Origin of the sequence: Anatilimnocola aggregata, from assembly GCF_007747655.1 — a bacterium.
Lineage (GTDB): Bacteria > Planctomycetota > Planctomycetia > Pirellulales > Pirellulaceae > Anatilimnocola > Anatilimnocola aggregata.
In genome coordinates this window covers 8,831,150-8,844,010 of record NZ_CP036274.1, presented here as the reverse complement: position 1 = coordinate 8,844,010, position 12,861 = coordinate 8,831,150, and the positions used below count along the sequence as shown (strand labels likewise).

The following is a 12,861-nucleotide window of genomic DNA, read 5'->3' as shown; positions in this document are numbered from 1 at the left end:
TGTCCAGCGCGAAATGCCAGCTGATGGGAACTAGGCAAACAGGCCGTTGATGGGCGTGCCGTTGTCGACCAGCTTCATCGGGCGACGGAGTGGGGTCATGACTTCCTTGTTCGGGTCGATGCCGAGGGCATGGCAAACCGAAGCGTGGATGTCTTGAACCTTGACCGGGTTGTCTTTCGGATGAGCACCGTCTTCGTCCGACGAGCCGATGACATTGCCACCCTTGATGCCGCCACCTGCCATGAAGCAGCTGAACACCGAGGCCCAGTGATCGCGACCGGCATCCTTGTTGATGACCGGAGTACGTCCGAATTCGCTGACCATGAGAATGAGCGTCTTCGAGAGCATGCCCGAATCGGCCAAGTCCTTGACCAGCGAGGCCATACCCGAGTCCATTGCTTCGCCGTGGTTCCGCATGGCGGGGAAGGCGTTGCTGTGGACGTCGTAGCCGCCACGGTTGATCTGCACAAAGCGAACGCCCTTGTCGACCAGTCGCTTAGCGAGCAAGCAACCACGACCGAAAGCGCTGTTGCCGTAGCGTTCGACTTCTTCGGTCGGCACCTTGCTGAACTCGAAGGCTTCGAGAGCAGGGCTGCGCATCAGCTTGACGGCTTCGTCGATGCTGGTCTTGGTCGACGACAGGCGTTCATCCTTGGTGGTGCCGGTGAAGCGTGTATTGAACCGTTCCAGGGTTTCCAACCGCTTGTTGCCGCGAACTTCGGCAATGCCAGCGGGGAAGGCCAGGTAAGGATCCTTGTCGCCCGGTTGGGGCACGAAGTAGGCTTCGCACTTTTGGCCGAGATAGCCAGCGCGGTGAGCCTGGCCGCTGATGCTGATGAACGCAGGGAGATCGCCCAGGTTGGGCATTTCGTGCGAAACCACCGAGCCGAGACCGGGATAGATCAGGTTCGGGAAGGGCAGATAGCTGGTCTGCACGTGGTGCGAAGCGCGACCGTGATCGCCTTGGGTGCCAGCGATCGAGCGGATGAGCGAGCAGTGGTGCATCTGCTTCGCGAGCTGGGGGAAGATTTCCGAGATCTGCACGCCGCTCGCGCTCGTGTTGATTGGTGCCAATTCGCCAGCGGTCGGACGACCTGGCTTCGGATCCCACGTATCGATGTGCGACATACCGCCGCCGTTCCAGAACAGAATCACGTGCTCGGCCTTGGCCGCGTGATCCTTACCGGCAGCAGCCAGCAGGTTGGGAACGCTCATCCCAAGAATCGAAGCTCCGCTCGCAGCCAACATGGCGCGGCGTGACAGGCGATAGTCCAGGCAACCAGTCATACACAAAACTCCTTCGTTTCCGGAGAGCAAACAGGCAATCAGGGGTGAATTGAAATTACGACAGAGAAAGTTTTTAACTTAGCGAGTTATGCGATGGCTCGCGGATGTTACTAGTTATTGGGCAACTCAGTCACGGAGTGACTGAGCTACGGGTTAGGGGAGAAAACGGAATTCGTTGCAGTTGATCAAAACCCAGCGGAGGTCGGCGATCCCTTCCAGCGGGCTGGTGGCATCGGCGACGATTTGCTTGGCTTCGGAAATCTCTTCCGCCGAAGGGCGACGGGTGAGAATTTCGAGGTAGGCCAGTTTCACGGCAGCTTCCACATCCGGTGACTTGCCGGCAACCAACTTGTACATTGGCTCCAGGTCACCGACGCGGGCCGCTTCGTGCGACAACCGGCCGTTGAGCATCATCAGGGCTTGCCGCATCGAGGCGTTGTCTTCACGCAGGTCGCCCAGATCGCTGCGGTTCGGCTGACCGAACACTTGCAGGAAGTGGCCGTTCGGGGCGGGAGATTGCATTCGCAGCGAAGTGTTGTAGACCGGGTTGTCGTCAACGACGCGGGTAACAGTCTTTTCTTCGTACTGCATCCGGCCGCCACGTTCTTGCTGCATCCGCATCGCTTCGATTTCTTCGCGCGACATGGCTTGCATCGATTCCACTTCGACTTCTTCCTTGGCTGCTTCCTTAAGTACTGCACCAAAGTCGACTTCGATGCCGCTCTCCAGCGAGTAGCTGCCACCGGCCATTGCCATTGGTGCAGACATGCCAGCCATTCCGGCCATGGCCCCACCGCCAGCAGGAGCAATCAGCGAGCTGGCCTTCACCAGTTCACCGGGCTTTGCACCCTTGGGAACTCGGACCTTCTCGACGATGGTCTTTTCGTTCTTGCCAGCGCTGTGCTTCACTTCGAACAAGTGACCGGCAGTCACTACGCTGTCGAACAGAGCTTCGGCAATCATGCGACGCATGGGAGTGGCAAGCAGGTTGGTTTCCATTTCACCGCGAGTCAATTCGTCGGCATCGCGAGGTGCATGAGCCCGTTGATAGGCATCACTGGTCACTACCAGGCGGACCAAAGTTCGCAGGTCGTAATCGCTGGCGACGAATTCGTCGGCCAGGTAATCCATCGCAGCAGGATGAACTGGCTCGTTGTCTTCGCGGAAGTCATCGACTGGCTCAACAAAGCCGCGACCAATCAGGTTCTTCCACACGCGATTGACGAAAGCGCGGGAGAAGTAGCGGTTGCGAGGATCGGTAATCGCGTCGGCCAATTGTTCGCGATATTCGCTTTTGCGATACAAACTGGCCTGGATATCGATGCCGCGAATGTCCTTCTTGGCTTCCTTGGTCGTGGCTCCTTCGCCCGAGCGTCCGCTGGCAACTTGATTGGCATTCTGGGAGGACTCGGCAAGCAAGTCATCGATAGAAGGACCCTTGCGGGCGGCGAGAATCGCATCGGCCTTGGCCTTGCGGACTTTCTCCAAGCGGGTGATGTACTCAGGCTTTTGAGCATACGAGACGACTTCGAACGGGAACCGCGGATTCAAAGGCTTTCGTTCCTTGGCAGGAACTTCCCCTTCTGGCGGCCAGAGAATCGCGGTCTGTTCCATTTCGGTCGAGTAGACGACGTTCGTCAACTGGCTCTCATAACGGCGAGTCTTGCCGAAATAGGCGGCCATGTCGTAGAAGTCTTTGCGAGTCCAAACATCGAATGGATGATCGTGGCATTGAGCACAGCCGATGCGAATACCCATGAACACTTGCGACGTGATGCTGGCCATGGCGAGCGGGTCGGCATTGTCCGAAAGGACGAAGCCTGCTTCGGGAATCTTGCCAGCCTTGCCGTTGATCGAAATCATGCGACGAGTCATTTCGTCGTAAGGCATGCCTTGTTCGACCGCTTGATGGACGTAGGCAATCAGGGCGTTGCCACCGCTGGCGTTCGAGCGCAGGCGGAGCATATCAGCGTAGAAGACCGTCCAGCGATCGGTAAAGCGACTATCTTTCAGCAGTTTGTCGACCAACTGTTCACGGCGGGTTTGCACGGGCCAACTGGCGAATTCGCGGACTTCGGCCTCGGTCGGAATGCGGCCGATCATGTCGACATAGATGCGACGAAGGAAGGTCGGGTCATCGACCAGCGGCTGCATCGGTAACTTCAGACCGGCCGTCTTATTGGCCTGAGCAATCAACTCGTCAACGCGACCAGCTGCGTGAGCCGACAGTGAAGTGAGTGAACCCATGGCAACGAGTGCCAGGCAAATCAGGCCGATACGCTTCACGTGAGGCTCCTCTTTTTCCGAACCGTTGAGCTGTGTTGTCTTGGTTGTTGAGCGGTGAGCAGGGGATGCGATTTCTGAGGCGGGCAGTTTTCTTCCCCGAGGCAGGTAGGGCACGCACACCTGACGTGCGGGCGGGCAGTCCAGCGGATCATAACCATAAATGCAGGCTGATGTCAAACTTTTCTCGACCAGCCAGGCAATGGCCGTTCAGGGCAATTCCACGGGCCGAATGAGAATGGCACGACTAGGGCCGAATGTTACGGGTAAGCGCAAAGAAAAGAATCCGCGTAGTTAATCTGGGCCAAATTCGGGGTTTATTCCGCCGCTAGCTACGCTTAGACAACTGCGAATGCCTGGCAAGTCTCTACCCGAATTGCGGGAACTGTTTGCATAGGTAAGTGCGAATCCATTTGTGGATAACTTGTTCACTCAGCTGCACATCAAGTGCGTTCCGCTTCGATTCCATTCTCTCCCTCGCCCTCTGTCGCGCTCTCATCCGGCTGTTTCACAAAGCGGTAGCCCATATCGCGCACGGTGAGAAAGTGTCGCGGCGGGGCATCTTCCTTCTCGAAGATCTTTCGCAGCCGCAGGATGAACTGGTCGACGGCCCGCGTTTGGATATGCCCCGGCATTTGCCAGACATTTTGCAGCAGCTCTTGTCGCGGAATCAGCCGCCCTTCGTGCTCGACAAAGTAATGGAGCAGTTCCCACTCCCGCTTGGTGAGTTGCACTTCCTTCCCGTCGATTTGCAAATGAAACCGCGGAAAGTCGATCTTGGCGTTGCTGAACTCGAACGACGTGATCTTGGTCGGCATCACCCGTTCGGTGAAACGCCGCCGGGGAAAATGCGTCAGCAGGTTCTTCACGCGGCTGAGCAACTCGTCCAGATCGAATGGCTTCGTCAGGTATTGGCTGGCGCCGACATTGAAGCCCCGGGTGCGATCTTCGGTCAATGTGCGCGCACTCAGAATCAAAATGGGGACATCGTTCCCCGAGCTGCGAATGGTTTCGCACACCGCGTAGCCGCTCATGCCGGGCAGCATCAGATCGAGCACGATCAGGTCGAAATCGTTTTCCCCTTCGTCGATTACCCGTAACGCCGACGGTCCATCGCCGACCGTCGTCACTTGAAAGCCCTCGGCCTCCAGATTGAACTTGATCCCCACCGCCAGATGGCGTTCGTCTTCGACGACCAGAATGTGTTTCGAAGCAGACATGCAGGGTTACAACTCAGAGAGGAAGGAATTCGCTCCTTGCTGTTTTACACTAACGTCCCTACGCGTGCAGAGTTCTTCGCCGCCGTTCGTTGCAGGAAAGCCATCGGCGTGGCATAATTGCCGCTGCGAAACCATTCAGGCGAGTGTAACTCAGTGGTAGAGTAGTACGTTCCCAACGTACCTGTCGTGGGTTCGATCCCCATCACTCGCTCTTCAATTCAAAGACCCTGCTGAAACTAGATTTCGCGGGGTCTTTTTCTTTGAATTACTCAAACAACCACAGGCCGAAGCCTTCGGGGCGGACCTTGGCGGTGGCTGGGTGAGTGAACGACTGAACTGGTTGGCCAGGTACGAGGCGCTGGATGCCAACAGCCCACAGATCTTTGGGCTGCGGTGTTGCGGAGCAGAGTTCGCGCCAAGGAATGGCGATTTCCGCGGTCCAGTAACGCTCGTCGCCAGCTGCGGCGACGAACCAACTCGGGTTCCAAGTGGAATCGCCGACGCACGATTCGGCCGTGAAGCCGCGGCTGTCGACTGACAACTGGTAGCTGGTTGCATAGTCGCGGTCGATATCGAGATAAATCTGCACGTGGTCGTGGGGTGCCAGGTCGCTGTCGCGCGGACGAGGACGATCATCGGTCGCGTACTTCACGCCTGGCGCTTTCGCACAGCTCATGGCCAGGTAGAGAAACTCTCTGTCCCAGGCGGCGACAACCGCTGCCGGCCAGGCTTCGTCAGTTTGTGCCGCTGTGCGGAGCGTGATGGGCTTGGCAGTTCGCCAGAGCGGATCGTCGAGCCGGCCGTCGAGTTGCGGAGGACCAGCTGCGGTCACGCACGTGAGGAGCTTTTTGGGTGGCAGTCCGTTGGTGTGCCGGCGCCAATGTTCCGCCGCCACCGCTTGCGCCCAGGGGTTCTGCTCACCCAAGTTGGTAAATGGATCAATCAGTCGCTCCGCCTGGCGATCGTTACCAGCCAGACGATGAGCCACCGCCAGCGGAAAGCGCACACTGGGTTCGGCCTGCAGCGCCGGACGCGATTGCTCAAGCTGTTTGCCAATTGCGATTGCTCGCGCGGAACGTTCGTCACCGGAGACCTGCGGTGCAGCGGTCGTCTGTTGCGAGTCGCCGGTGGCCCGCGAGATCAGCGGACCAAGTGCTCGCGGCAATGGTGCGCCGGCTTTGATCACCGGTTGCTGGTCGGGATCTTCCAGCGCTGTAGTGGCCGTGGTCAGTTTCACTTCGAAATTCGTACTCTTCCGCTCGCGCCAGGCCACTTCGCCGCTCACGGCATGCTGCAGCAACATGACCGCAGCCCGATCGGCTAGGGGATGTTGCGGATACTTATCGAGCAGCAACTGCAGGGCATCGAGGGCCGACTGCGTGCGGCCCGACTGCTGATATTTCTGTGCCAGCTGAAAGAGAACCTCGCCGCCACTCTGCTTCGAGAGTCCTTTGGTCAAATCCTCGGCCTGGCCCAACCAACCGACGCTGGCGGGATCGTTCTGATCGGCCTGCGAGAGCAACTGCTGGACGTTGTGTCGTTTTTGGGCCGCGCGACTGAGCGTTTCGAGATTGTCCTGCACGACTTCGGGCAGTTCGCGGCGGGCATCGCCGCCGGGAATCAGCGAAATGCCACTGAACAGATCGCGCCGCCCCGTCTGTTGCGGCAAGTTATCGACAAGCAACGAGAGCCCAATCTGCGACGGCCCGCGCTCGTAGTCGGAATGAATCAAACTGCTCCCTCGCTGCGCTTGCTCGCCAATCGAGCCGCCCAACCGCGGCGCCCACTGCGCGGGCGAAAGGGTAATCACCCCCGAGCGGCTGTTGGTTTGCACGCTGTAGACCTTCTTCACCTTCCACGCTTGCAGCCCAGCATGGCTGATCTGCTCGGAGGCGAAGGTGGCATCGGCGGCAAGTTGCACAGCCGACAAGACGAGTTGATTCGTCACGTGCCCGAGTGGATCATCGCCGCGCGGACTGACGTCTTCAGTCACGATCACTTCGGGGCGCCACGTGCGGATTCGGCGCACGAGGTGCTCGGTAGCCAGTCGCGCTGCGCGACCGTCGCTGAACTCATTCCAATACGCGAGAACCGAAGCGGTCGTTTGCGTGCTGCCGTTCGAACGAAGCGGAAACTGCCAGGAAGTATTGGCCGCTGAACCACCAACGGCAACAACCGCTTCGTGCGTCCGGCGAGGCACCGTAGCACTAGCGGCGGATTGTCCATCGCGGTCTTGCCGGCCGATGATTTCGCAGACGGTTAGATAGCCGTCGTTCCCTCCGCTCGAAGCGATTACTTCCCAGGGAATTCGTTCGGGCTGGCTGAAGACTGCCAACATTGCCGCGCGCGTTCCGCCGCTGTGTTGCGGCCGCCAGCTCTTGCCGCCGTCGCGAGTGTGCAAAATGGTGCCGAACGAGCCGACGGCCCAGCCGCGATTTTCGTCGATGAACGTGAGCGAATGGAGCGGTGCGAACTGTCCTGTGGAATATTCGCGCCAGGTTTGACCGTTGTCGGCCGAATGAAAAACGGCAGTTCCCGGCGAACCCGCAATCCAGCAGTGCGAACCATGAATGGCCAGCGCTCGAAAATCGAACTGCGAATGGCCCGCCGGCAGTTCACCAGGGGATGTCGTCCAGGTGAAGCCGCTATCCTTGGTTGCCAGCACGAGGCCGCCATCGCCAATCAACCAGCCGCCGAGGCCGGCAGTGAATTGCATGCGTCGTAAGTAACGGAGGCCGAGATCACTGGTCCGCGTCGGGCGGATTTCTACTCCCGCGACGAGTCCTAGTTCCCCAGTGAGTCCGACGACAGCGCCGGTTCGTTGATCGCGAAAGTCGCCGGCGATCCAACTGGTGGTTGTGCCCTTGGTGACTGGTGTCCAGCTTTGGCCGCCGTCGTTCGTGCGAAAAACGCCGCTCGGGTAAAGCGACGACGAATCGCCCCAGACCCAGCCGTTGTTGCCGTCAAAGAACTTCACGCCACGCAGACCGGGCAGCAGATCGGTTCGCACCAGGCTCCAACTGTTGCCGCCATCGCGAGTTTTCAACATCACAGCCTTCGTCAGGTGCGAGTGCGGCTGTGTACTGGCACCAACGATGAAGCCGGTTGTCTCGTCGAGAAATTGAACCGCTTCCCAGCGGCAGGGAACGGGCGAAGGTTGCAACTTCCAAGTGCGACCGCCATCGCGGGTTTGCCAGATGGTACCGCGATCGCCGACGGCCCAGCCCCGGTCGGCATTGGCAAAGCAAACACTCGTCAATTCGGCGTCGGAGAGAAAGGCATCGGCCACTGCATCGGCGGCGATGGTCAGGCTGGGGATCAACAGTGCGCAGAGTGCTACCAGCGCGCAGAATCGCGCTCGTCGAGTCGCCAGGTATCCCTTCCTTGCCAACATGCGGCCCCCTTCTTGTGGGCACCGGCAGCCGCCTTGCTGCCGCGCGAGGCGATTGTAACTGGTTTGCCAAAAGGGGCCTAGCTGAATTGCCCGGTCTGGCGGCAAGCATGGCTAGCACCGCATAGGTGCTTACTCGGCAGCTGCGGGCTTCGCGGCATGCTTGTAGAGTTGCATCTTGGAATTTGCCGGCCAAATGGTGATTCCCAGCTCCGGCACAAACGTGGCAATGGGCTGATCGTAGCGGCCGAAGGGCCAAGGCGTGGTGGTGAAATCGTCAACAAGCCGCGTCTGCTGCGAATCGCTATCGTATTCGAGCAGGCGCTTTTCGTTCGTCCGCAGTATTAAGTATTTTCCCGACAGCGGATCGACGGTCAGTTTATCGAAACGGATATTTAGGTCCTCAGGAAACTCCTTCAAATTTTCCAGCTTGCCCGCCTTGGTGAGCCGCGTTAGCGCGCGTTTCGATTCATTCCCCCCGGCGAACAGCACTTCGTGCCGCAGCGGATTGTGTCGCCCCAAGCTGTGATAGCCATGCACGTTGATCGGACCGAGATTCTGCCACTTTTGGAGCTCAACATCGAAGACTCGAAGACCGTCCCGCTTTTCACCCAGATTCACCAGCCAGTTCTGGGGGGGGAAAAATTCGATCACGCCCGTCATCAAGTACGAACCTCCCTCCGGAAGTTTCGTCCACTTTTCCGTCGTCAGATCGAAGCGATAGATGCCTCCACCGGCGTTGTGATCCATGTGATAAAAGTGACCGCGCTCAGCATCGTGGGCATTGCGCGAGTAGATATGCCCGAACTTGCTCAGCTGCGGTGGGCTGCCAGCGGCCAAGTGATCTGCAGGGAGCGGAATCACTCGCCAGCGGTTTGAGGGCGCATGATAGGCGATGAACTGCCGTGTCTGCCGCAGACCCATGAACAGCAGTTGCCCCGTTTTCGGATCCCAGTGGGCATCGTCGGTCCAGCCCATTAAGTCGAGACCTTTGCTTGGCTGGGGTGCTTTAAAAACTTCGGTATTCCAGTTCTCGGTCTGCAGTTCCTCCCACCGACCAGGCTGCAACTGAGTCGCCAATTTTCCCAGCACCGAATCTTGCAAATCCCCCTCAGCGCCCAAAGCCGCGGGCGACAGAACGACCGCCATAGCAAGGACGAATCGCGCGAGAGTCTGGGCGGGCATGTGAGGCTCTCCGAGGTAAAGAATCAGCATCCTGCAATCAATGTAACGAACGTCTGGGTATGAACGGCGGCGGCAAATCGTTTCATTAGGCACGGTCCGGAACTGGTAACCGCTCAACCTGTTGGCGAAGAGTTGGCTGCAGAATGATCGATTGCGGATTTCCGCAAGTGAATACTGCGAAACGTGTTGCGACGATTCGTGCGCGTTTCGAGTCGCATGTTTGTAGGTGCGTGCTACGGTTGGAAGGCTGCGCGCGCTTGCGTAGCAAAAAACAAGCGCGAGACACACGAAGGTGTGAGTACCCGCCGGTTACACCTTCGTGAATAGCGATCAAGAAAGTCAAACATGCCACTTAGCCGCAAGTTGAACCTGGTGTTGGTTGACGACGATGCTGCGATCACACGACTGGCCGAACGCTACCTGGCTGATTTTAGCGCCCGAGTCGTGGTGCGAGCGTTTAACAATGCGCGGCTCGCGCAAGAATCGATCGATTCGACGAGTTGCGATATCCTCCTCTCCGATATTCAAATGCCCAGCGTCAATGGCTTGGAAATGCTGCACTACGCCAAGCAACGGAACAGCTGGACACAAGTCATTTTCATGACGGCCCATTCCACCTGGGACTACATCTCCGCCGCCATTGAATGTGGGGCGACCGATTACTTGCTCAAGCCACTTGAACGGCGCGATCTCGTGCACGTTATCGAACAAGCCTGCGACCGCGCCAGCCGTTGGCAGCAAGTGGTTCGCGCGACCTGGCAAATGCCCGCGAAGACCTAGATTCGAGTGAGATCGATCACTTGACCCAAAAACTTGTCAACATGTACTGTTTATTTGATTGACAAATGGAAATCATTTGTCAATAATCTATCCAGCTACTTTGGCAACCTGGTGGAAGAAGCGCGCGTGCGCAGTGGGAGAAAAGGTCTCGCCGCCGCGAGGAACCGTTACTTGGCATGAATGGGAATTCACCCAGCGGCGAAAAGCTGCGCCGTCGAGTCTTTTTCGTAACCGTTCGCAAGGGCGAAAGCAGGGTGCGGCCAATTTCTCGTCGGTGGTCTCGGCTGTGGCAATCGAGTTTCCTGCGAAATCGGAAAGCCGATAGCGCGATTCGACCCACTCTAACCACGAAATGATGACTGGCGATACCAGCGTCAAGAGTTACCGTTTTTCAACAAAGAGGATGAATTCGCGATTGCAAAATTGGACGCAATTCGTTGCCACGGAACGGCTTGCAGGTGATGTGCGCAAAAGGGGGTGTTGATAAACCTTGGCACTGCGCCCCCTACTATCAGGCGCACTGTAAGACGTCGAGCGCGTCTTCGAACGAGAAGTCCGAAGTTGGGAGAACCACAGCTCCTAACTTCCAAATTGCGGCCCCAGGCTCAAGTCGCTGACCGGGGAACTTCCGCCGGTTCGCCCCGCTCCGGGCTGCCGCTGCGGGATTGAATCGAGGGACCGAGGACGAGCGTGATGTCTTCGTCGTCAAGTTCTTCCTTCTCAATCAAGCGGCGCGTTAACTGTTCGAGTTTCTCGCGATTGTCCGAAAGAACCTTGTTTGCGCGATCGGCCGCTTCGCGCAGAATGCGACCGATTTCTTCGTCGATTCGCTCCATCGTTGCTTCGCTGAATTGGCGCTGCTGATGGATCTCGCGACCGAGGAACGGATCGTCATCACTCATCTTAAAGCTGACGGGCCCCATCTGCTCGCTCATGCCCCAGCTGGTGACCATGTGCCGCGCGATGGCTGTGGCGCGTTCCAGATCGTTCTGGGCACCGATGGTCCCTTCGCCGTAGATCAGCATTTCGGCAGCGCGGCCGGCGAGTAACACGACCAGTTGATCGCGCAGTTCGCTTTCGGCCATGCTCATGCGATCTTCGGAGGGGAGCATTTGCGTGGTACCGAGCGTCATGCCGCGCGGGACGATAGTCACTTTATGCACGCGGTTCGCACCGGGAAGAACCCAGGCCAGGATGGTGTGCCCCGCCTCGTGATAGGCGGTCTTTTCCTTTTCTTTGGCTTGCAGTACTTCCTCACGCTTGGGCCCGATGAGGGTCTTATCGCGGGCGTAGTCGAAATCTGCCATTTCGACCTTGTTTTTGTCGTAGCGGGCGGCCCACAGTGCCGCTTCGTTGACGATGTTGCGGATATCGGCACCGGTCAGGCCAATGGTCAGCGAGGCGAGCACGTTCAGGTCGACATCGTCGCCCAGCGGAACGTCGCGGGTGTGCACCTTGAATATCTCGACACGCGCGCGTTGCGTGGGTTTGCCAACGGTAACGTGACGGTCGAAACGACCGGGACGAAGCAGGGCTGGGTCGAGTACGTCGGGGCGATTGGTAGCGCCCATGACAATGACGAAGTCGGTCTGATTGAAGCCGTCCATCTCGCTCAAAATTTGGTTGAGCGTTTGTTCTCGTTCGTCGTGACCGCCACCGAGACCAGCACCGCGCTGACGACCGACAGCGTCGATTTCGTCGATGAAGATGATGGCGGGTGAATTCTCTTTCGCGTTCTTAAACAGATCGCGCACGCGACTGGCACCCACGCCCACGAACATCTGAATGAATTCGCTGCCGTTGACCGAGTAGAACGGCACGCCCGCTTCGCCAGCCACTGCCCGCGCCAGCAATGTCTTGCCGGTGCCGGGTGGACCATTGAGCAATACGCCCTTCGGCACGCGGCCACCCAGGCGCTGAAACTTTTTGGGTGTCTTCAAAAACTCGACGATTTCCTGCAGGTCGGCTTTCACGCCTTCGACACCGGCCACATCTTTAAACGTAACGGCCTGGCGCGAAGCTTCGTAGCGCTTGGCCGGGCTGCGACCGAAGCCGGAGAAGAAGCCGCCCCCCATCATTTGGGCCTGCGACCGCCGCATGAACCACAAAACCAGGAAGAATAGACCGATGGAGACAACGATTGTGACTACAAACAGCGACACCGACGGGTCGCTATACGGCGCGTTCTCGACGATTGCCCCGCTCCGCCGCAGCAGCTCTTCAAACGCGGGGTTGGTTTTGCGCGCGGGATCAAGATTCACCGTGAACTTGATCGAACTTTGTAGCGGCTTGCCGGTTTTTGAATCTTTCTGCGGTTCCAATTCGCCCTTGGCGTTCAGTCGCGGCGGCAGGGGCGGCTTTGCTTTGAAGAAGCCGCTGGCGGTGGTTTGGCCAATCGTCACCGCTTGAATGTTTTTGGCTTCCAGCTGCTCTTCGAAAAAGCTGAGCGGGATTTGGGTGACATCGCGATCCTGCTGGATGAAGAACATTGTCCCCACCATCAACAGGATGCCCAGTAGCATCACAATGCCAAGGCCCGCAGCGCGAGGTGCTGCCCGGCGATTCTCGCCGTCACCCTCATCGTTTTCATACTTCTCCATCGAGCACCCATCCTCAGAGGCTTTAGCTGGCAGACTTTCGCGGCAGGATCGCTCAGCGAGCGACTTCGAGCGGTTTCCGCAACCGCCGCGAGATCGTGGCCAGCAGGCAGACAAT

7 protein-coding genes and 1 tRNA gene are annotated in these 12,861 nt (G+C 58.4%); 2 read left to right on the top strand and 6 right to left on the bottom strand.

Annotated elements, in window-relative coordinates; genetic code table 11:
* Window positions 1-30 precede the first annotated feature (30 nt).
* The 3 genes from ETAA8_RS33620 to ETAA8_RS33610 form a co-directional block, all read right to left on the bottom strand.
* Window positions 31-1,287 (bottom strand): DUF1501 domain-containing protein, encoded by a 1,257-nt coding sequence (locus ETAA8_RS33620; RefSeq protein ID WP_145099678.1) that lies wholly within the window; start codon window positions 1,285-1,287, stop codon window positions 31-33.
* A gap of 153 nt (window positions 1,288-1,440) precedes the next feature.
* Window positions 1,441-3,573 (bottom strand): DUF1553 domain-containing protein, encoded by a 2,133-nt coding sequence (locus tag ETAA8_RS33615; RefSeq protein WP_145099670.1) that lies wholly within the window; start codon window positions 3,571-3,573, stop codon window positions 1,441-1,443.
* A 440-nt stretch (window positions 3,574-4,013) separates the two neighbouring features.
* Entirely contained in the window at window positions 4,014-4,790 is a 777-nt protein-coding gene (locus ETAA8_RS33610) for a response regulator transcription factor (RefSeq protein WP_145099667.1), read from the bottom strand.
* Window positions 4,791-4,929: 139 nt separating this feature from the next.
* Here ETAA8_RS33610 and ETAA8_RS33605 point away from each other — a divergent pair.
* A tRNA-Gly gene (locus ETAA8_RS33605) sits at window positions 4,930-5,001 on the top strand.
* A 54-nt stretch (window positions 5,002-5,055) separates the two neighbouring features.
* Here ETAA8_RS33605 and ETAA8_RS33600 read toward each other — a convergent pair.
* On the bottom strand, window positions 5,056-8,184 hold the full coding sequence (locus tag ETAA8_RS33600) for a YCF48-related protein (RefSeq protein WP_145099665.1): 3,129 nt from the start codon (window positions 8,182-8,184) through the stop codon (window positions 5,056-5,058).
* A gap of 129 nt (window positions 8,185-8,313) precedes the next feature.
* The gene (locus ETAA8_RS33595; protein ID WP_145099662.1) at window positions 8,314-9,366 is read right to left on the bottom strand and encodes a hypothetical protein; all 1,053 of its coding nucleotides are present in this window, start codon (window positions 9,364-9,366) and stop codon (window positions 8,314-8,316) included.
* A gap of 345 nt (window positions 9,367-9,711) precedes the next feature.
* Here ETAA8_RS33595 and ETAA8_RS33590 point away from each other — a divergent pair, with 345 nt between their 5' ends.
* Window positions 9,712-10,146: a response regulator gene (locus tag ETAA8_RS33590; protein WP_145099659.1), complete on the top strand. Its 435-nt coding sequence runs from the start codon at window positions 9,712-9,714 to the stop codon at window positions 10,144-10,146.
* A gap of 605 nt (window positions 10,147-10,751) precedes the next feature.
* On the opposite strand, the gene ftsH is transcribed toward ETAA8_RS33590, so the two are convergent.
* A complete protein-coding gene (gene ftsH / locus ETAA8_RS33585; protein ID WP_145099656.1) occupies window positions 10,752-12,746 on the bottom strand; it encodes an ATP-dependent zinc metalloprotease FtsH in 1,995 nt (664 codons plus the stop codon).
* Window positions 12,747-12,861: the final 115 nt, after the last annotated feature.